This is a genomic window from Hyphomonas atlantica corrig., from assembly GCF_000682715.1.
GTDB lineage: Bacteria > Pseudomonadota > Alphaproteobacteria > Caulobacterales > Hyphomonadaceae > Hyphomonas > Hyphomonas atlantica.
Window position 1 is genome coordinate 191,089 of the sequence record NZ_AWFH01000045.1, and the last position, 18,488, is coordinate 209,576.

17 protein-coding genes are annotated in these 18,488 nt (G+C 57.2%); 11 read left to right on the forward strand and 6 right to left on the reverse strand.

Annotated elements, in window-relative coordinates:
- Positions 1 to 30: 30 nt before the first annotated feature.
- Positions 31 to 1,146, forward strand: coding sequence for a cystathionine gamma-lyase (locus tag HY36_RS13605; RefSeq protein WP_035553858.1), 1,116 nt, complete (start codon positions 31 to 33; stop codon positions 1,144 to 1,146).
- Between the two features lie 68 nt (positions 1,147 to 1,214).
- Positions 1,215 to 3,005, forward strand: coding sequence for a carboxylesterase/lipase family protein (locus HY36_RS13610; RefSeq protein ID WP_081806199.1), 1,791 nt, complete (start codon positions 1,215 to 1,217; stop codon positions 3,003 to 3,005).
- On the opposite strand, the gene HY36_RS13615 is transcribed toward HY36_RS13610, so the two are convergent.
- Positions 2,970 to 3,437, reverse strand: coding sequence for a GAF domain-containing protein (locus HY36_RS13615; protein ID WP_035553864.1), 468 nt, complete (start codon positions 3,435 to 3,437; stop codon positions 2,970 to 2,972). The genes HY36_RS13610 and HY36_RS13615 overlap by 36 nt on opposite strands.
- A gap of 146 nt (positions 3,438 to 3,583) precedes the next feature.
- Between HY36_RS13615 and HY36_RS13620 the strand changes: the two genes are divergently transcribed.
- The 6 genes from HY36_RS13620 to HY36_RS13645 are packed head-to-tail and all read left to right on the forward strand — an operon-like array spanning position 3,584 to position 9,772.
- Positions 3,584 to 4,357 carry a DUF4129 domain-containing protein gene (locus HY36_RS13620; protein WP_051602805.1) on the forward strand — a complete coding sequence of 258 codons (774 nt, stop codon included), beginning with the start codon at positions 3,584 to 3,586 and terminating at the stop codon, positions 4,355 to 4,357.
- The gene (locus tag HY36_RS13625) at positions 4,354 to 5,580 is read left to right on the forward strand and encodes a DUF4350 domain-containing protein (protein ID WP_035553866.1); all 1,227 of its coding nucleotides are present in this window, start codon (positions 4,354 to 4,356) and stop codon (positions 5,578 to 5,580) included. Before HY36_RS13620 ends, HY36_RS13625 begins: the two co-directional genes overlap by 4 nt.
- Entirely contained in the window at positions 5,567 to 6,523 is a 957-nt protein-coding gene (locus tag HY36_RS13630; protein ID WP_035553868.1) for an AAA family ATPase, read from the forward strand. The genes HY36_RS13625 and HY36_RS13630 overlap by 14 nt, the downstream gene beginning before the upstream one ends.
- Positions 6,520 to 7,833, forward strand: coding sequence for a DUF58 domain-containing protein (locus HY36_RS13635; protein ID WP_035553871.1), 1,314 nt, complete (start codon positions 6,520 to 6,522; stop codon positions 7,831 to 7,833). The genes HY36_RS13630 and HY36_RS13635 overlap by 4 nt, the downstream gene beginning before the upstream one ends.
- Positions 7,830 to 8,831, forward strand: a complete 1,002-nt coding sequence (locus HY36_RS13640; RefSeq protein WP_035553874.1) for a stage II sporulation protein M — start codon at positions 7,830 to 7,832, stop codon at positions 8,829 to 8,831. Before HY36_RS13635 ends, HY36_RS13640 begins: the two co-directional genes overlap by 4 nt.
- A complete protein-coding gene (locus HY36_RS13645) occupies positions 8,828 to 9,772 on the forward strand; it encodes an RDD family protein (protein ID WP_164473918.1) in 945 nt (314 codons plus the stop codon). The genes HY36_RS13640 and HY36_RS13645 overlap by 4 nt, the downstream gene beginning before the upstream one ends.
- A 5-nt stretch (positions 9,773 to 9,777) precedes the next feature.
- Here HY36_RS13645 and HY36_RS13650 read toward each other — a convergent pair whose 3' ends face one another.
- Together HY36_RS13650 and HY36_RS13655 are read right to left on the reverse strand one after the other, a co-directional pair.
- Complete coding sequence (locus HY36_RS13650; protein ID WP_035553876.1) at positions 9,778 to 10,923, reverse strand: DUF3137 domain-containing protein; 1,146 nt, start codon at positions 10,921 to 10,923, stop codon at positions 9,778 to 9,780.
- Between the two features lie 46 nt (positions 10,924 to 10,969).
- The gene (locus HY36_RS13655; RefSeq protein ID WP_051602806.1) at positions 10,970 to 11,722 is read right to left on the reverse strand and encodes a GGDEF domain-containing protein; all 753 of its coding nucleotides are present in this window, start codon (positions 11,720 to 11,722) and stop codon (positions 10,970 to 10,972) included.
- A 312-nt stretch (positions 11,723 to 12,034) separates the two neighbouring features.
- On the opposite strand from HY36_RS13655, the gene groES reads away from it, so the two are divergent.
- From groES to HY36_RS13670, 3 genes are all read left to right on the forward strand, one after another.
- Complete coding sequence (groES, locus tag HY36_RS13660) at positions 12,035 to 12,325, forward strand: co-chaperone GroES (protein WP_035553878.1); 291 nt, start codon at positions 12,035 to 12,037, stop codon at positions 12,323 to 12,325.
- Positions 12,326 to 12,377: 52 nt separating this feature from the next.
- Complete coding sequence (gene groL / locus HY36_RS13665; protein ID WP_035553880.1) at positions 12,378 to 14,027, forward strand: chaperonin GroEL; 1,650 nt, start codon at positions 12,378 to 12,380, stop codon at positions 14,025 to 14,027.
- A gap of 182 nt (positions 14,028 to 14,209) precedes the next feature.
- Positions 14,210 to 15,799, forward strand: coding sequence for an acyl-CoA synthetase (locus HY36_RS13670; RefSeq protein ID WP_035554087.1), 1,590 nt, complete (start codon positions 14,210 to 14,212; stop codon positions 15,797 to 15,799).
- Here HY36_RS13670 and HY36_RS18440 read toward each other — a convergent pair.
- The 3 genes from HY36_RS18440 to HY36_RS13680 are packed head-to-tail and all read right to left on the reverse strand — an operon-like array spanning position 15,789 to position 18,411.
- Complete coding sequence (locus HY36_RS18440; protein ID WP_155841932.1) at positions 15,789 to 15,938, reverse strand: DUF2474 domain-containing protein; 150 nt, start codon at positions 15,936 to 15,938, stop codon at positions 15,789 to 15,791. The two genes, HY36_RS13670 and HY36_RS18440, sit on opposite strands and share 11 nt — an antisense overlap.
- Positions 15,928 to 16,983: a cytochrome d ubiquinol oxidase subunit II gene (cydB, locus tag HY36_RS13675; RefSeq protein WP_035553882.1), complete on the reverse strand. Its 1,056-nt coding sequence runs from the start codon at positions 16,981 to 16,983 to the stop codon at positions 15,928 to 15,930. The genes HY36_RS18440 and cydB overlap by 11 nt, the downstream gene beginning before the upstream one ends.
- A 9-nt stretch (positions 16,984 to 16,992) precedes the next feature.
- Positions 16,993 to 18,411, reverse strand: coding sequence for a cytochrome ubiquinol oxidase subunit I (locus tag HY36_RS13680; protein WP_035553885.1), 1,419 nt, complete (start codon positions 18,409 to 18,411; stop codon positions 16,993 to 16,995).
- Positions 18,412 to 18,488 lie beyond the last annotated feature (77 nt).

Sequence of the window (18,488 nt, forward strand, 5' to 3'; positions counted from 1 at the left end):
CCCACGGTCAATCAATCGAGGAGTCCGTAAGTGACGAAGAAGCTGTCCGCCATATCTGATCTGCTACACCATCGGGCGCGAGGCCTGTCGAAAGGCGAGCCGATATCTTTGCCCATCATGGCCAGCACGACCTTCATGCTGCCGGGTGACCCGGATGGAAGTCATTTCTACGGCCGCAATGGCAACCCCACGATAGAAACGGTCGAAGCGGAAATCGGCATTCTCGAGAATGCTGAAACGGTTCTCTTTCCGTCAGGCATGGCCGCGATTTCAGCCGTGTTCCACACCCTGCTTCGCCCGGGCGACAAGGTGCTTGTCCACGCGGATGGCTATTACAATGTCCGCGCTTTATTAAGCGAGCATTTCGAACCACGTGGTGTAATCGTCGAAGCCTGCGCGACGGTAGACATGGCGGACGCTGACTTGACGGAATGTCGGCTGGTGATGATCGAAACGCCGTCGAATCCGGGACTGGATGTTTGTGACATTGCTGCGATTGCGGACCGGGCGAAATCTGCTGGCGCGATCCTCGTTGCGGATAACACGACAGCCACCCCGCTCTGCCAGCAGCCACTCGATCTTGGGGCCGACATTGTGTTGATGGCTGATACGAAAGCCATGGCCGGGCACTCTGATGTGCTCTGCGGACATGTCGCAAGCCGGGACACTTCCTTGATGAACAAGGTTCGAACCTATCGAAGATTGGCAGGCGCGATTGTCAGTCCGTTTGATGCGTATCTGCTTCATCGCGGGCTTGAGACGCTGGAATTGCGCGTTTCTCGGGCAAACCAGAATGCGCTTGCGGTGGCTAAAATGCTGAATTCGCACCCCCTTGTTCAGTCTACACGCTATCCAGGCCTCCCCCATGACGCGAGCCATGCCGTCGCGTCTCGTCAAATGCGCGAGTACGGACCAATCGTCAGCTTCACGCTGCAGGATCGACAGTTCGCAGAAAAATTTATCAATAACAACGAGTTAGCCGTGCCCGCGACCAGTTTTGGGGGTGCTCACACCTCTGCTGAATGCCGTATCAGGTGGGGCGATAAGGTCACAGATGGATTCATTCGTTTGGCCTGCGGCATTGAACCCACTGAAGACCTTGTAAACGCAACGGAAAATGCTTTACGAGAATTGGGGTCCGAATAGTCGTATAAAAGTGACTTCGCGGACGAAGTGGTATAGCGTTTGCCTCTAACGGGCAGGGGTCTCGTTTGATGAAGCGTTTGAGTATAGTTCTGTTTTTTGCCTTGCTTGGTTTGGGCGTCTGGGGGTGGTTACGCATTAACCAGCCCGAACCGCCTATGGCATTGACCGAAGCGCTTCGTATAGACCAAGGCGAAATTCGGGGTGGTGTTGATCCTGACAATCCGGAAGTGGAAGTCTTTAAAGGCATCCCCTACGCCAGCGCACGTCGGTGGTCGGCGCCGACAGCTCCGCCGCAATGGGGCGCAATCACGCGTGATGCACGCGACTTCGGACCGGAATGCCTGCAGCCTCGCGGGCATATGGATCAGGTCGTAGAACGGATCATCGATGGCAATGGCCTTCCCTGGTGGAAGCGCACACTCGCTAAACGTCTTATCGCCGCTCAGCCAGAACCGCTTCAAGCAGAAGACTGCCTCTTCCTGAATGTGCGCACCGCAAATCGACACGGCATCAAAAAGCTGCCGGTTATGGTTTGGATTCACGGTGGTTCACACCAGACCGGGGCGGGATCATCTGCATTTTATCAGGCAAATGGGCTTGTCGAAAAAGGCGTTGTACTCGTCACGTTCAATTACCGCCTCGGCCCGTTTGGATACATGGCTCACCCTGCCCTTTCCGAGGAGTCTGGAACATCTGGCAATTATGGCCTGCTCGATCAGGTTGCAGCCCTTCGTTGGGTACAGTCAAACATCAGTCGTTTCGGCGGCGACCCGAACAATGTGACGATATTCGGCGAAAGCGCAGGCGCTCAGTCAGTCAGCGAACTCATGTCTACTCCGCTGGCTGACAATCTGTATGACAAGGCCATTCTACAAAGTGGCGTCAGCAGCTATAACGCTCTGCACCTGGACCACTCAGCCCTTCCCAACATTCAAAGCTCTGAGGAGGTCGGCGTCGAATTCCTGTCGACCCTTGCGAACGACACTGCAACAGCGGATGGTTTGCGCGCAATACCCTCTGGCGCAATCATTGATCGCGTGCTTGTACGGCAAGATCTCACCAAATACTTCCTGCCAACCGTGGACGGACAAATCTTGCCGCTGCCCATAGGTGAAGCCATTCGCGATGGCGGCGCAAAGCGCGTTCCCCTTCTGGCCGGGTACAATGCCGATGAAGGCACGATCTTCTACCCTGATCGCAAATCACCCACTGCCCTTAGCGACACGATTTCCGGCTCAATGGCTCAACGAGAAGCAATGCTGGAAGGCGTCTTCGGCGTAAACTCGGCCAAGGCCTTGCAGGCCCTGTATGGCATGACCAGTCTTGAATCGTGGGACCGGGGCGCAGAGAAAATGCTCGGTGACGACTGGTTTGGCGTCCACACGCGATTTCTTGCAAAGGCAAACGTTGCGGCGGACCAGCCGACCTGGCTCTACCATTTCAGCCGCACGCCTCCGGGCAAGTCACAGACGCTCGGCGCGCACCACGCGGCCGAAATTCCGTTTGTCTTCAACAGTCATAGTGGCTTCCTGCCATTGTCTGGCGATGACGACATCCTGACGGAAAGAATGACGTCTTACTGGACGAATTTTGCCAAGACCGGCAATCCGAATGGAGACGGGCTACCTGAGTGGCCCGCTTATACACCTGATGATGATATCTGGCTGGAACTCGATCACGAGATCAAGCGCATCAGCAGACTACGCGCCCGAAAGCTGGACATCTTTGAAAGCAATCTGAATCACAGGATCGATGCGATCAAGCAGTCGAAGACGCCGCTTGAGCTGATCGAAAACACCGCGCTGCTTTCAACAGCAGCAGGCCTAGGCGGTGAGGAGCGTATCGCAAATAGCGACTAGGCCCTCCTGATCCACCTGATCGAAGGCGTCCAGTTCAGTCGAATCCACATCCAACACCGCCGCGAGCTCTCCATTCGCATCAAACACCGGAACCACAATCTCGGAGTTGCTGGCCGAGTCGCACGCGATGTGACCTGGAAATGCATGTACGTCTGGCACGATAACGGGCTCGCGACTCGAGGCGACATGCCCGCAAACACCTTTACCGAACGGGATACGCAGGCACCCCAGCGTGCCCTGATAGGGGCCGACAACCAGTTCAGCATCCTTCAACGGGTCTACGACGTAGAACCCCGTCCAGAAGAAACGCGGGGCGAAAGCCTGCGACAGAATACAGGACGCCGTTGCGTACCGCGCAGTAATGGACGTCTCGCCAGAGACGACGCTCTCGATTTCCGCCTTCAGCTCCCGGTATCTTGCCGCCTTGTCCATGTTCTGCCTCATCTCTGCCTTGGGCGGGCTATATCGGGTGGATGAGTTCACTTCGCAATAGGCCGTTGATGCCGCTGGAAACCTCTGAAATAGTCAGGGAGAGTCAAGGCGCTGGAGACGACCACCGCCATGAGGGGAGACTGTTTGTGGGCCGGACCGGACGCCTGAGCATTGCGTTGCTGATGGCCGCAATCCTGTCCGCCCCGATTTGGGCCCAGTCGGACTACGATCTGGATAATGTTCCTGCTGGACCCGAAATAAATGAAGAGTGGGATGGCGGAGTTGGCCTGGAAACAGACCTGAATGCGCTCGAAGCCGCCCATGCCGAGCTCATCGCCATGTCCGATCTGCAATTGGAACGGCCAGAGGCCGACCCGATTGAGTTCGAGCCATCGGAACCACCCGGCTGGCTTTCCAGCCTTGTAAAGCTTCTCGGCCACCTGGGGCCCCTGCTCAAGTTCGTTTTTTACGCCTGCATCGTGCTGGTGGTGGCAGGCGTTCTGTATTTTCTCTTCGGCGAAGCCATGCGCATTCGGTTTGGCGGGAAGAAAGACAAGTCAGAGGGGGACGAGGACGATATTGTGCCGGACTTCCGCCCCGACCAAGCCACGGCCCGGTCGTTGCTTGAGGAAGCCGACGCTCTCGCACGTGAAGGTCGTTTTGCCGAAGCGGTTCATCTTCTGCTGTTTCGCTCCATTGAAGACATTCAGTCGCGCGTCGAGATGGGCGTTCCCCGCTCCATGACAGCGCGAGAGATTGGCAGACTCGGTTATCTGCCAGACAGGGCCCGCTCAGCGCTCGGCCCAATTATCGCGATTGTCGAACGCAGCTTCTTTGGTGGCCGTGATGTAGACGAAACGGGATGGCAATCGGCCCGCGCGTCTTATGAGGATTTTGCCTTCGGTGGAGAGTGGGCATGAGCCCTCGTCCGCAATCTGACTCGCCGTTCAGCGCGAAAGTCGTCGGCATTCTCGTCGCGGTCGCGCTCTTCTCATTTGGAGCCATCATGGTGCTGGCCGGGTGGGCGCCTGAACTGCGCGACAAGGATGTGGCAGGGTCTCATCCCTACTCAACATCAGCCCTCGGATATCAGGGCTTTGTTCGCCTCCTCGAAGCGCAAGGCTACCCCGTAGAAATATCACGGCTTGAGCGAACGCTTGAAGAAAGCGACTGGGGACTGTTGATCCTGACCCTACCACTCTGGGGCGGAAACGACGCGCTCGAAGATTTCGACTCATCACGCACGACGCTGCTCGTATTGCCGAAATGGGATGGCATTCCGGATGCGCTGGACCGAACGAAACAGCATGATACGCGTTTCAAGAACGCACGCGTTCTGAACGACCTGCTGGACGACCTGAACCTCGACGCCACAATAGGCCGTATCGAAGTGCCCGCTACTGTGGACGGCGCATTCGGAACACTGTCTCCCAAGCCAGACGTCAAAATGCAGGTGCTGGACAGCGAAGCCCTGGACCCCATTGTCACAGCAGACGAACACATGCTGCTGGCCTACGCTCCCGATGCTGGCATCTACGTGCTCTCGGACCCGGACCTGATAAACACGTTCGGACTGTCTGAGTTCGACAACGCGGAGTTCGCCGTAAAGATGGTGGATTTCATGCGATACGACGCGGATGAACCGATCATATTCGACGCAACGCTTCACGGCTTTGTTCGATCTGAGAACTTGCTGCAAATGATGTTCGACATCCCATTCATTGGCGCGACGTTGACGGCGCTGATGGCCGCCCTCCTGCTTGGCTGGGCTGCGCTTGTCCGGTTCGGCCCACCGGTCCAGGAAGCACGCGCGATTGCGCTCGGGAAGCAGGCACTCGCCGACAATTCGGCCGGTCTGATTACCATGGCCCGCCGCGAGACACGACTCGCGCCGCGCTATCTGGATCTGATCAGGCGGCGCGTCCAACGCGATATCGGAGCGCCCAAGTCTCTGACCGGCGACCAACTCGCGGCCTTGCTGGACCGCCTCGGAGAGGATGAAATTTCCGGCAAACGCTTTACGGATTTTGCCGCCGGGTTGAACGGCCCCGCTGACAATCGCGACGACCTCATGAACAAGACCCGCGAACTCTTTCGCTGGCGCCAGGGAATTATCGGGAGATCCATGAATGAACGTAAATGACATCAAGGCGCTGGCAGATCGCATTCGCGGTGAAGTGCGCAAGGCCGTCGTCGGCCAGGACACAACGGTGGATATTCTCCTGACGGCAATCTTCTCGTCGGGTCACGTCCTGCTCGAAGGCCCTCCGGGAACCGCGAAAACCTTGCTTGCCCAATGCTTCGCGCGCTCAATATCACTGGGCTTCGGGCGGATACAGTTCACTCCAGACCTGATGCCAGGCGATGTTCTGGGCACGAATTTGTTCAACTTCCAGACAAATGAATTCGCCCTCACAAAAGGGCCGATTTTTACCGACCTTCTGCTTGCTGACGAGATTAACAGAACACCGCCCAAGACCCAGGCTGCCCTCCTGGAAGCGATGCAAGAGCGAAAGGTCACAATTGATGGCGACAGCTACAGACTCAATGACCGTTTCACGGTGATCGCCACCCAGAACCCGATCGAGCAGCAGGGCACTTACCCCCTGCCCGAAGCCCAGCTTGACCGATTCCTGTTCAAGCACACGCTGGACTATCCGAGCCGCGAGGAAGAGATCGCAATCGTCGGCCAGCACGGCACTCGTACGGGCATGAAGACACCTGCCGCGTTCGGCATTGAAGCTGTTGTCTCTGCTGAGGAGCTCACCGAAGCCGTCAGTTCCGTTTCAGAAGCGCGCCTTCAGGATGATATCATTTCCTACATTGTCGACATCATACGCGCGACCCGCACGTCACCCGCCCTGGAAACCGGGGCTTCGCCACGCGCGGCAGCCGCGCTCGCCACAGCAGCGCGCGCCAGGGCTGCGCTGGACGGTCGGGATTTCGTTATTCCAGACGATGTGAAGCTCTTGGCACTGCCAGCCTTGCGCCACCGCGTATTGTTGTCACCGGCCGCCGAAATCGAGGGCAAGACGACCGATGAGACCTTGTCAGCCATTATCGAGCAGACGGCAGCTCCACGGTGATTTCACCAACTCCCCGCGCCATCTTTCTGATGTTGCTCGGCGCGCCCCTTTTGGTGGCAATTGCCCTGTTGCGCCCGGAATGGTGGATCGTCTGCGCTGGATGGATCGGCGCTATCTCCGGCCTGATGCTGATCGACGCCGTCATGTCAGCTTCCTTGCGTGCATTCCGGGTCGAGATCGAGTCGCCACCGCTCCTTTATGTTGGCGGGAGTGACCCTGCCGATCTTTCGCTGACGTTCGAGAGTGGCGCACTGCCAAGGCGGATCGAAGTCCTGCTGGAGGTAAACGAGTTTCTCCAGACCATTCCGCCTGCCGGGTTACGCGGATGGCAGGGGCGAACCCGCGCATACTCCCTGCCCTTGACACCGACGCGGCGAGGAATGGCACAGCTCGTCAAACTCTGGAGCCGATGGACAGGCCCACTAGGCCTGATCCAGAAACGGCATGTTCATCCCCTTGAACGGGATATCCCCATTACGCCCAACATCCGCTGGGTAAAGGATGAAGCCATCCGGATTTATTCGCGGGACGCTGAATTTGGGATCAAGACACAGTTTGAACGCGGCGACGGGAGTGAGTTTGACGCCCTTCGCGAATTTACCACCGGCATGGACCGCCGAGCGATAGACTGGAAGCATTCCGCGCGACACAGGCATCTTCTGGCCAAGGAGTTCAGGACGGAACGAAATCACAACATTGTCTTCGCCTTTGATACCGGGCGCCTGATGAGCGAACCGCTCGGCGGGGTTCCAAAGATTGATCGCGCCATAAATGCCGGTTTGCTGCTCTCATTCGTTTCATTGCGAAATGGCGACCGGACGATGGTGTACGGATTTGATGCCAAGCCCGGACTTATGAGTGGTTTCATGACAGGCCAGCGGAGTTTTACCAAAGCCCAGGACCTGACCGCTCAACTGGACTACTCGACCGAGGAAGCCAACTTCACCCTCGCGCTCTCTTCCCTCGCCAGCAAACTCGAACGGCGCAGCCTGATCATCATCTTCTCGGATTTTGTCGACACCATCTCCGCCGAACTCATGCTGGAAAACATCCGGCGCCTGACCGACCGGCACCTCGTTGTCTTTGCGACATTCGAAGATCAAGCCCTGTCCGATATGGTGGATGCACCTCCCAACACGATCAATGATGTGACCCGCGCAGTGATCGCCGACACACTGATGGCCGAACGGGATACGGTGCTGCTTCGACTTCAGCGAATGGGTGTTCAGGTCATAGAGAGCAAGCCCGAAGCCTTTGGACCGGAGCTCATCTCGCGCTACCTGCAGATCAAGCAGAGGGACATGCTATGAGTGACCTTCTCAAATCGTATCGGTTCCGCGAAGAACGTGAAGCGGACTGGCGCAAGCTCGACCTGATTCTAACACGCGCAGAGAATTCCGGCGTAAAGGCGCTGACGGATGACGAAATGACCGCGCTGCCACGGCTGTATCGTCAGGCGGTCTCTTCGCTGTCTGTCGCGCGATCCATATCCCTGGATCAGAATGTGACGGCCTATCTCGAAAGCCTCTGCACACGGGCCTACTTCTTTGTATACGGCGCCCGCACTTCCATCGGCGAACGCATGATGGATTTTCTAAGGCGGGACTGGCCAAGCTGCGTGGCCTCCGCTGTTGGCCCTACACTTCTGGCTGCCCTGTTCCTGTTTGGAGGTTGGGCGCTGGCATTCTTTCTCTGTATGCAAGACATGGAATGGTTTTGGACCTTTCACGGCCAAAGCTTCTTCGACGGCCGAAATCCGGACGCGACCGTCGAATATCTGCGATCAACTATTTATACGGAGGAAGGAGAGATCAATGATGGTCAACTGACATCTTTCTCCAGCTACCTCTTCAACAACAATGCCCAGATTGCCCTGTTCGCCTTCGCCTTGGGATTCGCGTTCGGCATCCCGACAGCATGGCTCCTTGTCTACAATGGCGTGATGATGGGATCGCTGCATGCTGTCTTCTGGCAGAAGGGCCTTGGCTATGAATTTACCGGCTGGCTGATGATCCACGGCACAACAGAACTGTTTGCCATCGTCCTTGCGGGCGCAGCCGGATTTGTGATTGGCGGCGCTGTCGCGTTTCCCGGACAACTCACTCGCCTGAACTCCGCCCGGCGGGCAGGACAGAAGGCCGCGACGATGGCGATGGGCTGCGTCATCATGCTGATCATTGCTGCCTTGCTTGAAGGGTTTGGTCGCCAATTGATCAACAGTGACGTGATCCGTTACATTGTTGCGTTCAGCATACTTGGCCTGTGGTTCTCGTATTTCTACCTGCCGCGAAAGGTGGAAACTGCATGAACTCCACGGTCCCCCACACACATGGCAAGGTCAGCGCGGCAGACGTGAATGCCGCTCGATTGCGGCGCGCCAGACTGCAGGAGCAAATTCGTCGGTCAAAGCTGGAACGACGGCTCGTCACACCTGAAGGCGCAGCGATACATCTGAAGCTGGCAACCGCTTCCGAACGCGCCGGCGCGTTCATGATTGACGTCGCAATTCAGTGGGCGATCGTTATTGCCACTGCCCTGGGGCTGAGCTTCGCGATGATGGCCATGGATTCCGGCAGTGCAAATGTGGCCTGGGCGGTATGGCTCGTCTTCTATTTCTTCGTACGCAACTTTTACTACATCTTCTTCGAACTCGGCGCGAAAGCCGCGACGCCGGGCAAACGCGCGCTGGGTATTCGAGTAACGTCTCGAAGCGGAGGACGACTGACCGCCAACTCAGTCCTCGCAAGAAACTTCATCCGCGAAATCGAGGTCGGCTTGCCATTTCAGTTCCTGATGATGGGGGGTGACCGTGTTAGCGGCTGGATGGCGTTGCTGGGACTTGTCTGGTCCGGCATTTTCCTCCTGTTTCCCATCTTCAACAAAGACAAGATGAGAGTGGGTGACCTGATCGCGGGAACGTGGGTCATTCGCTCGCCAAAAACAAAATTGATGGGCGACATCTCATCGTCCGCTGCTACGACAACTCAGGATCGGTTTGCCTTCACACCGCAACAGGCGGATGCGTACGGTATCCACGAACTACATGTTCTGGAGGATGTGCTTCGCCAGTCGACGCAGGACGTCAAAGCACAAGTCGCGCTGCGTATCCGCGCGAAGATCGGCTGGCGCGCTCAGCCCGGCGAAACAGACATCGCCTTTCTTGAAGCGTACTACGCTGCGCTGAGACGACGGCTCGAACAGCGCATGATCTTCGGGGACCGCAAGACCGACAAGTTCGATACGCGGTGATGGGCTTAAAGCCGCCCGCGAACCCAGTCCCGGGTCAGGAAGCCATCTATCAGATCACATACCAGACCCAACTCGACCAATGCAGATGCATACCGGCGCGGATCCACCAACGTCTGGAAGATTGAACCCGCTTCAAACTGATCGTCCGCTTCAAGCGCGAGCGTCATATGCCCATCCTCGAAAACGCCGCGCAGCTTTCCGCCTGAGAAGTGCCGCTCCAGGGCAATCAGGCGCTCCATGCGATCAGGTGACAAGAGTGCCCGCGCCTCAACCTGGTCTGTGGAATAGACGGTGAATGCGTCTTCCAATTCCCTGGAAATCAGATCCACACGCTTCAGGTCACCCGCATCGCGACCGCGCTTCCACCAACCGGACCGTGCCATCACAGTCCGCCCCAGAAAACGCTCCGGATACTCCACATGAGCCAGAATGCCCTGAAAAACGGTCGTGCTGTTTTTCCCGCCGGTTTCGAGGCGAGCCTCAACCAGCACGAACTTCGCGCCGGCCCTTTCCCCTGAAATCATATCCTCGAACTTGCGCCGCGAATGGCTAGGTAGCAGTTTTGCTGCCTTGAGAACTTCGTAGGCTGGGGTGGGCGCCTCGATGCCATTGCCGGACCCCGTGGAGATCATGCCGAATGGCGTTGGGACAGTCTTTCCCGAACCGGCGGAATAGGCCGCACTCAGCTCCGTCGCGCGCTGCATCAGAGACCGAAAGTCTTCAACGCCTGAAAGATCTGGATGCAAAGTATCGTAAGAGAAGCCAAACGGTTCACATGCGGCAGCGAGAACCAATTGCTTGGTCTGGGACTTCATCGTGAAAACCCTGATCCAGGCGGGACCGGACACGACCGCCGCGAACAGGATGATCACAAACATGATGCCCGGAAACATCATGTTGAATGACATCAGGGAAGAAATGGCGAGAAGAATGGCGACAAAAATCGGCAATCCCGCGCCGATACACGACCGCGTGATCGCAGTTCGAATGGCTTCCTTGCGATCAGACTCGCGGCGCGCGAGCTCCGGCCTCAAGACATCTGACCAGACTTTCGGCACATGGGCGAACTCAGGCCGCTTTGCAGACAACACCTCCAAAGACGGTGCGCCTACCAAAGCATCACTCAGCTTTTGTGGATTGAACCCCGACATGCCGCTCCCCCTAATCTGATCGACCCCGGTCCCGTCCGGGATGCCATCAGGCGGCCAGCGTCAACTCTCGCGAGGCTGTCACGCAATTTCGCCCATTGGCCTTGGATTTATACAAGGCTGAATCGGCCAGTTCGAGCATTTCGTCAAAGTCCGAATTTGGCGGCAGAATGGTCAGGCCGAAACTGGCCGTCACACTAACCGGCTGCCCATCAACGATCATCACATGGTTTTCAATCGAGGACCGAAGACGCTCACAAACGCTATGAGCCTGCTCAGCGTCGACATTACTTAGCAGGATGACGAATTCCTCACCTCCCCAGCGTCCAAGCTTGTCGAAAGGACCGCGCAGTTCGGAATATGCCACCGCGGCAATCTCGCGGAGAACCCTGTCCCCAGCGGCGTGCCCGTGCCGATCGTTGACCGCCTTGAAGTAATCAATGTCAAACAACGCAACGGCTGCGGTCATTTCTGTCCGCCCCATACGGGCCATTTCCTCGCAAGCGAACTGTTTGAAGAATTTTCGGTTCAGCAAACCGGTGAGAGCGTCTGTAGACGCCATGTCTTCGAGGGTTCGCTGGTAGATGCGCATCTTGTATTCGTGTTGTGCTGCAATTGCTGCAGTTGGGACCGCCACGCAGGCCGCAATGAACAGATTTGCCACGATAAATTTATGAGGATCGGTCGGAAAGCCCATCGAATAAACAATCACGGAAAACGTGAAACAGAGGCAAAGCGCCGTGATCGCCACAAAGGCGAAAAAGGTCAGCGATTCGACCAGATCCTCTAGTTTACCCTGCACATCCTGTCTCCCGGTTATGGGGATGTTGTCGCACAGGAGTTATATTTTACCGTCAATCTGCCGAGATATTTTCTGGCATTGCCATTCATATTTTGGAAAGAAGCTATCTTACCAATCTCATAAGCCGCTTTGCACGAAGCGTGCGATCCTTACAAAAATTTCGCAATGACGAACTTGACGCTGCCCCAGCGCCCTCTTAACTGCCCACCATCGTTAGCAGTCAGTAGGGGTGAGTGCTAAACCTCCCTGAATGTTCCTGCTCGCGAGCTAAATTCAATTGAACTCGTCAAAGAGACAAGAGGGCTAAATCCAATGAAACTTCGTCCCCTGCACGACCGTGTCGTCGTGCGCCGCGTCAAGGAAGAAGAGAAAACCAAAGGCGGGATCATCATTCCTGACACCGCCAAGGAAAAGCCGCAGGAAGGCGAAATCGTTGCTGTCGGCAACGGTGCCATTGGCGACGACAACGAGCGCGTTGCACTCGACGTCAAAGTCGGCGATCGCGTTCTCTTCGGCAAATGGTCCGGCACGGAAGTGACCGTCGACGGCGAAGAGCTGCTCATCATGAAAGAAAGCGACATCATGGGTGTGCTGGAGAGCTAAGCTCGCGCCCGTCGCATTTCATCAGACAGAATTCTCAAAGAGGTAATCAACAATGTCAGCCAAACACGTAGTTTTCGGCGCAGAAGCACGCGAGCGCATGCTGAAAGGCGTAGATACGCTTGCCAATGCTGTGAAGGTAACGCTCGGCCCGAAAGGCCGTAACGTCGTTATCGAAAAATCCTTCGGCGCTCCGCGCACCACGAAGGACGGCGTCACCGTGGCAAAAGAGATCGAGCTTGAAGACAAGCTGGAGAACATGGGCGCGCAAATGCTGCGCGAAGTCGCTTCCAAGGCAAACGACGTTGCTGGTGACGGTACAACGACTGCAACCGTTCTTGCTCAGGCCATCGTTCGCGAAGGTATGAAGCGCGTTGCCGCCGGCATGAACCCAATGGATCTGAAGCGCGGTATCGACAAGGCCGTGACGGAAGTCCTCAGCGACCTGGCTCACCACTCCAAGAAAGTGAAGTCCAACGACGAGATCGCCCAAGTTGGCACGATCTCCGCGAACGGCGACACCGAAGTCGGTGGCATGATCGCTGAAGCCATGGCGAAAGTCGGCAATGAAGGCGTCATCACAGTTGAAGAAGCCAAGTCGTTGGAAACCGAACTGGATGTCGTTGAAGGCATGCAGTTCGACCGCGGCTACCTGTCCCCGTACTTCATCACGAACCCTGACAAGATGATCGCGGAACTCGAAGATCCGTTCATCCTGCTTCACGAGAGCAAACTGTCCTCTCTGCAGCCAATGCTGCCGATCCTGGAAAGCGTTGTTCAGAGCCAGAAGCCGCTGCTCATCATCGCCGAAGACGTCGATGGCGAAGCATTGGCAACCCTGGTGGTCAACAAGCTGCGTGGCGGCCTGAAAATCGCAGCAGTCAAAGCACCTGGCTTCGGCGATCGCCGCAAAGCCATGCTGCAAGACATCGCAGTTCTCACCGGCGGTCAGGTCATCTCCGAAGACCTGGGCATCAAGCTCGAGAACGTCTCCATGGACATGCTCGGCACCGCAAAGCGCGTTTCGATCTCCAAGGACGACACGACCATCGTTGATGGCGCTGGCGCGAAGAAAGACCTTGAAGCTCGCGTTTCCCAGATCCGCAAGCAGATCGAAGACACCTCGTCCGACTACGATCGTGAGAAGCTCCAGGAGCGTCTGGCGAAACTGGCTGGCGGCGTTGCTGTCATCAAGGTTGGCGGTGCAACCGAAGTAGAAGTGAAAGAGCGTAAGGACCGCGTCGACGACGCGCTGAACGCAACACGCGCTGCTGTTGAAGAAGGCATCGTCCCAGGCGGCGGCACGGCACTCCTGTCCGCTGCTGGCAACATTGACGTCAAAGGCGCCAATGATGACGAGCAAGCCGGTATCGACATCGTTCGCAAGGCTCTGGAAGCTCCGGTTCGCCAGATCGCCGAGAACGCCGGTGTCGAAGGTTCGGTCGTTGTTGATCAGATCCGCCGCGGCAAGGGCAAAGGCTTCGGCTTCAACGCCCAGACCGAAGAATATGGCGACCTGGTCGGCATGGGTGTGATCGATCCGGTGAAAGTTGTTCGCTCTGCCCTGCAGAACGCAGCATCTGTCGCTGGCCTGCTGATCACCACCGAAGCCTCGATCGCAGAAGCACCGAAGAAAGAATCCGCTGGCGGCGGCATGCCCGACATGGGCGGCGGCATGGGCGGAATGGGTGGCATGGGCTTCTAAGCCCAACTGTCCCAGCCAAATTGCGAGAGGCAGCACTTCGGTGCTGCCTCTTTTTTTGAACCCGAGATCTTGAACGCACGCCGATTTAACTTCTCTGCCCCCGCGGCAACCTCCTAGACTTGCAAAAAAACAAACTGGGAGAAAACGCCGTGACGGCTGCAGAGGAACTGAATTTCGGAGACATGCTTGACGTGGTTGGGGATCTCCTCGGCCCGGAAGACCTGGCCCTGGCGCATGGAAGCCGCCGTATCTACTGGCCGGAATTCACGGCGCGCTCCAATCGACTGGCGCGCAATCTACGTGCAATAGGTGTGGAAACCGGGGACAAGGCTGGCTTCTATCTGCGCAACCAGCCAGAATACACCGAAGCCCTCGCCGCGAGCTTCAAGGCGCGCTTTACCCATGTAAACGTCAACTACCGCTACCTCGCTGACGAACTTTTCTACATTTTCGACAATTCAGACTCTGCCGTCGTTTTCTACGACGCTCAGTTTCTTGACCAAGTCGAGCTCGTCCGCGGGCGTCTTCCGAAGGTGAAAGTCTGGGTTCAGATCGGCGACGGGGACATCCCGGATTGGGCTGAGGATTACGAACGTCTCGCTACGGAGGGCGATCCCTCGCCGCTCGACATTGAGAGGTCTGCTGACGACCTCTTCTTCCTTTATACCGGCGGCACGACCGGCATGCCCAAAGGCGTGATGTGGTCACAATCGGTTTGGAGGCAAGCCGCCAGGGAAGGCGCGGAAAAGGCGGGACTCCCCTACCCGTCGACACTGGACGAATTCAAGATGGCGGTCGAATTGATGGGGCGCACCGCCCGCCAGGTTCCCGCCTGTCCTCTGATGCATGGGACGGGCCTCTTTACCGCGATGGGAGCGTTCCTGGCTGGCGGTGCCATCATTACACTGGAACAGAATACCAGCTTTGCCCCCGAGAACCTCTGGGACACGGTCGACGAACATGGCGTCACCAGCATGGCCATCGTGGGCGACGCGTTTGGCAAGCCAATGCTGAAAGCTCTCGATGAAAATCCGCAGCGTTGGGATGTCAGCTCCGTACAGACCATTGTTTCATCGGGCGTGATGTGGAGCGCTGAAGTCAAGCAGGGCCTGCTCAAGCACATGCCTCAGGCCGCAATGATGGACAGTTTCGGCTCATCGGAAGCTGTTGGGTTCGGATCCTCTACGACTACAGCCGAAGGCGGCACGCAAACATCGAAATTCGAAATTGGCCCGAACTGCAAAGTGTTCTCCGAAGATGATCGAGAAGTCGTCCCCGGCAGCGGAGAAGCCGGCATTATCGCGCGCGGTGGTGCCGTGCCGCTCGGCTATTACAAGGACGAAGAAAAGACCGCCAGGACGTTCAAGACGATCAATGGCGTGCGCTACGCCATTCCGGGTGACTGGTGCACCGTGGAGGCAGATGGCACGATCACACTGCTCGGTCGGGGGTCGAATTGCATCAACACCGCAGGCGAGAAAGTGTATCCCGAAGAGGTCGAGGAGGCCCTGAAAGAGCACAAAGCGGTGAAAGACGCACTCGTCGTGGGCATACCCGACGACAAATGGGGCAACGCCGTCACGGCCGTCGTCGCTACAGACGCGGACGTCAGCGAGGATGAGTTGCGTGAATTCGTGCAAAGTCGCATCGCGCGTTACAAGGCGCCAAAGTCTATTCTGTTCAAGGATGATCTGGGACGCGCACCAAACGGCAAGGCAGACTATAAATCCATCAAGGCGTATGCCCTCGCCCAGCTTGGCGTCAGCCAATGAGCAGAAAACCTCTCAGCGTGTAGGCCACGACCGCCACGACGAGCATGGACACAAAGGCGATACCTACGAACCAGAGGAGCCGCTTCGCAAGAGGCGGCTCCTCTCCGTTTTCTTCCGGACGAACAGGCTCAATGCGCATGATACCCGTCCCCTGGTTTCACCTTGCCCCAAAAAAGGCTGTAAACATATGCCGTGTACGCCAAAATTATGGGTAACATTACCAAAGCGCCAACAAGCATGAGCATCAGCGCATTGTTGCGGGCCGCTGCCTCCCAGATCGACACCTCGTAAGGCACAATAAACGGATAGAGGCTGACGCCCAACCCGATATAGCCGCTCAGGAAAATGCCCGCAGCCAGCAAGAACGGCCGCCAATCCGGCGCACCGCCCACCTTGTTCTGCTTCATGGACAGGTCCCGCCACAACCACAGCACCAAAGCCATTCCTGCCAGTGGCACCGGAGCCAGCGGCAAGAAGCGCGCCGGGTTGATTTCCGTCATGGAAAAGCCCCAGCGGTCTCCGATCGACGGGTCTACGGACAATGTTGCAAAACTCACCGCGAGAAAACAGATCGCCACACCGGCGAGCGCCATCCGCCCCCATTTGCGGGCTTTGGCCTGCAGCGCGCCTTCAGTTTTGAGCACGAGCCAGCAGGCCCCCAGCAGCATATAGCCGATCACAACCGATATGCCCGTGAGCAGGGAAAACGGAGTCAGCCAGTCGAATGCACCGCCAGCGAACGCGCCACCTTCGACCTGAATGCCCTGAACCATTCCGCCCAGCATGATGCCTTGAGAGAACGCAGCGGTGAACGAGCCGCCATAGAAAGCTCCATTCCAGAACAGTCGCGTAGGTCGCCGAACCGCCTTGTGCCGAAACTCAAAGGCGACTCCGCGGAAGATCAAGGCCGCAAGCATGATCAATACCGGCAAATAAAAAGCAGGCATGATGATGGCATACGCAGTCGGGAAGGCCGCGAAGAGACCGCCACCTCCAATGATCAGCCAGGTTTCATTGCCGTCCCAGACAGGCTCAACCGTCGCCGTCATCATATTGCGTTCTTCTTCAGACTCCGCGACCGCCGTGAACATGCCGACGCCAAGGTCAAATCCATCCAGCAGCACGTACATCATGACACCTACCGCAAGGATCAGGGCCCAGATAAGGGGAAGGTCTATAGCCATGTCTGCCTCCTATTCCGCCGCAACGATATCGTCGGATGTTTCTGCCTTGTCGTCGACCGCGCCCATCGGCGATCCAGGCGGGCGACGCTCCCGGCGCGCGGGATCGGGCGGGGTATCGTCGAAGCCTCGCGTGGCAATGCGCGCCATGTAGACGACGCCAGCCGTGAAGATGATCGCATAGACAATCATGAATACGAGCAGCGACGTTGCCACCTGCCCGGCGGAAACTGGCGACAAACTATCAACCGTCCGCAAGTGACCGTAGACAGTGTAAGGCTGGCGCCCCACCTCAGCCGTGATCCATCCTGTCACCACAGCGATAAACCCGAGCGCCCCTGCCGGAACCGCTGCAATATGAAACAAGCCAGGCTGGTCGATCTTCTTGCGCCACCAGAGGAAGCTCCCCCACAGGCCCATCGCCAGCATGCCAAGTCCGGCCGCGACCATGATGCGGAATGCGTAGAACACCAGCCAGAGCGGAGGACGCTCCGACTCCGGGAAATGATCCATACCGTGCAATTCTTCGCCCTCTTCGAGACCTGGGAAAAGGAAAGGGCTAGTGCCCGGCACAGTGATACCCGCATGCCCGCATTCGGAATCGTCCGGCCAGGCAATAAGCACAGTGCCCTGTACTTCCTTCGTCTCGCACCAGCCTTCAACGACGGCAATCTTCGCGGGCTGATGCTTATGCGCGACCTCGCCAGACCAGTGGCCCACCATGATCTGAATGGGCAATAGTACAGCCAGCGTCCCCGAGGCCATGCGGATCTGCCATTTGGTCGGCTCGGTGATACGACCCTTGATGACCTGCCAGGCACCCGCCGCGAGGATTACTGCCGCAGTGGTCGTATAGGCGGCAAGCAACATGTGAGCGAAGCGGCTGGGCAGGCTTGGATTGAAGATCGCCTCAATCCAGCTGGTCGCGTAAAAATTGCCGGTCTCCGGATCAATCGCAAACCCTGCAGGCGTCTGCATCCAGCTATTGGCTGCCAGAATCCAGAAGGCCGAAATCGTCGTACCAATCGCAACGGCAAGCGTGGCGACAAAATGCAACTTTCGACCGACCTTCTGCCAACCGAACAACATGACGCCGAGAAATGTTGCCTCCAGAAAGAACGCTGTCAGCACTTCATAGGCCAGCATAGGCCCCATGACACTGCCGGTGATCTCCGAAAACAGGCTCCAATTCGTTCCGAACTGGTAACTCATCACCACGCCGGACACGACACCCATGGCAAAGGCCAGGGCGAAGATCTTTACCCAGTGCAGGTAAAGCCGCTTGAAGACTTCCTTACCCGTTTTAAGCCAAAGGCCCTCACAAACAGCAAGGAACGCAGCGAGCCCGATCGTGAAGGCTGGAAAGAGAATGTGAAACGCGACGACAAATGCGAACTGAAGTCGCGATAACAAGAGTGCGTCAAATTCCATGAACCTGCTCCGTCTGGTATATGAGCGTTCTCTAAATTACTTCGTCGAAATCTCCAAGCTGTCGAGCTGACGCGCGC

Excerpts from the sequence above, each read along its gene's own strand:
- HY36_RS13610 (WP_081806199.1), top strand. The coding sequence starts at position 1,215 with ATGAAGCGTTTGAGTATAGTTCTGTTTTTTGCCTTGCTTGGTTTGGGC.
- HY36_RS13640 (WP_035553874.1), top strand. The coding sequence starts at position 7,830 with ATGAGTGACCTTCTCAAATCGTATCGGTTCCGCGAAGAACGTGAAGCG.
- HY36_RS13625 (WP_035553866.1), top strand. The coding sequence starts at position 4,354 with ATGAGCCCTCGTCCGCAATCTGACTCGCCGTTCAGCGCGAAAGTCGTC.
- HY36_RS13630 (WP_035553868.1), top strand. The coding sequence starts at position 5,567 with ATGAACGTAAATGACATCAAGGCGCTGGCAGATCGCATTCGCGGTGAA.
- groES (WP_035553878.1), top strand. The coding sequence starts at position 12,035 with ATGAAACTTCGTCCCCTGCACGACCGTGTCGTCGTGCGCCGCGTCAAG.
- cydB (WP_035553882.1), bottom strand. The coding sequence starts at position 16,983 with ATGGCTATAGACCTTCCCCTTATCTGGGCCCTGATCCTTGCGGTAGGT.
- HY36_RS13645 (WP_164473918.1), top strand. The coding sequence starts at position 8,828 with ATGAACTCCACGGTCCCCCACACACATGGCAAGGTCAGCGCGGCAGAC.
- HY36_RS13650 (WP_035553876.1), bottom strand. The coding sequence starts at position 10,923 with ATGTCGGGGTTCAATCCACAAAAGCTGAGTGATGCTTTGGTAGGCGCA.
- HY36_RS18440 (WP_155841932.1), bottom strand. The coding sequence starts at position 15,938 with ATGCGCATTGAGCCTGTTCGTCCGGAAGAAAACGGAGAGGAGCCGCCT.
- groL (WP_035553880.1), top strand. The coding sequence starts at position 12,378 with ATGTCAGCCAAACACGTAGTTTTCGGCGCAGAAGCACGCGAGCGCATG.
- HY36_RS13680 (WP_035553885.1), bottom strand. The coding sequence starts at position 18,411 with ATGGAATTTGACGCACTCTTGTTATCGCGACTTCAGTTCGCATTTGTC.
- HY36_RS13615 (WP_035553864.1), bottom strand. The coding sequence starts at position 3,437 with ATGGACAAGGCGGCAAGATACCGGGAGCTGAAGGCGGAAATCGAGAGC.
- HY36_RS13670 (WP_035554087.1), top strand. The coding sequence starts at position 14,210 with ATGCTTGACGTGGTTGGGGATCTCCTCGGCCCGGAAGACCTGGCCCTG.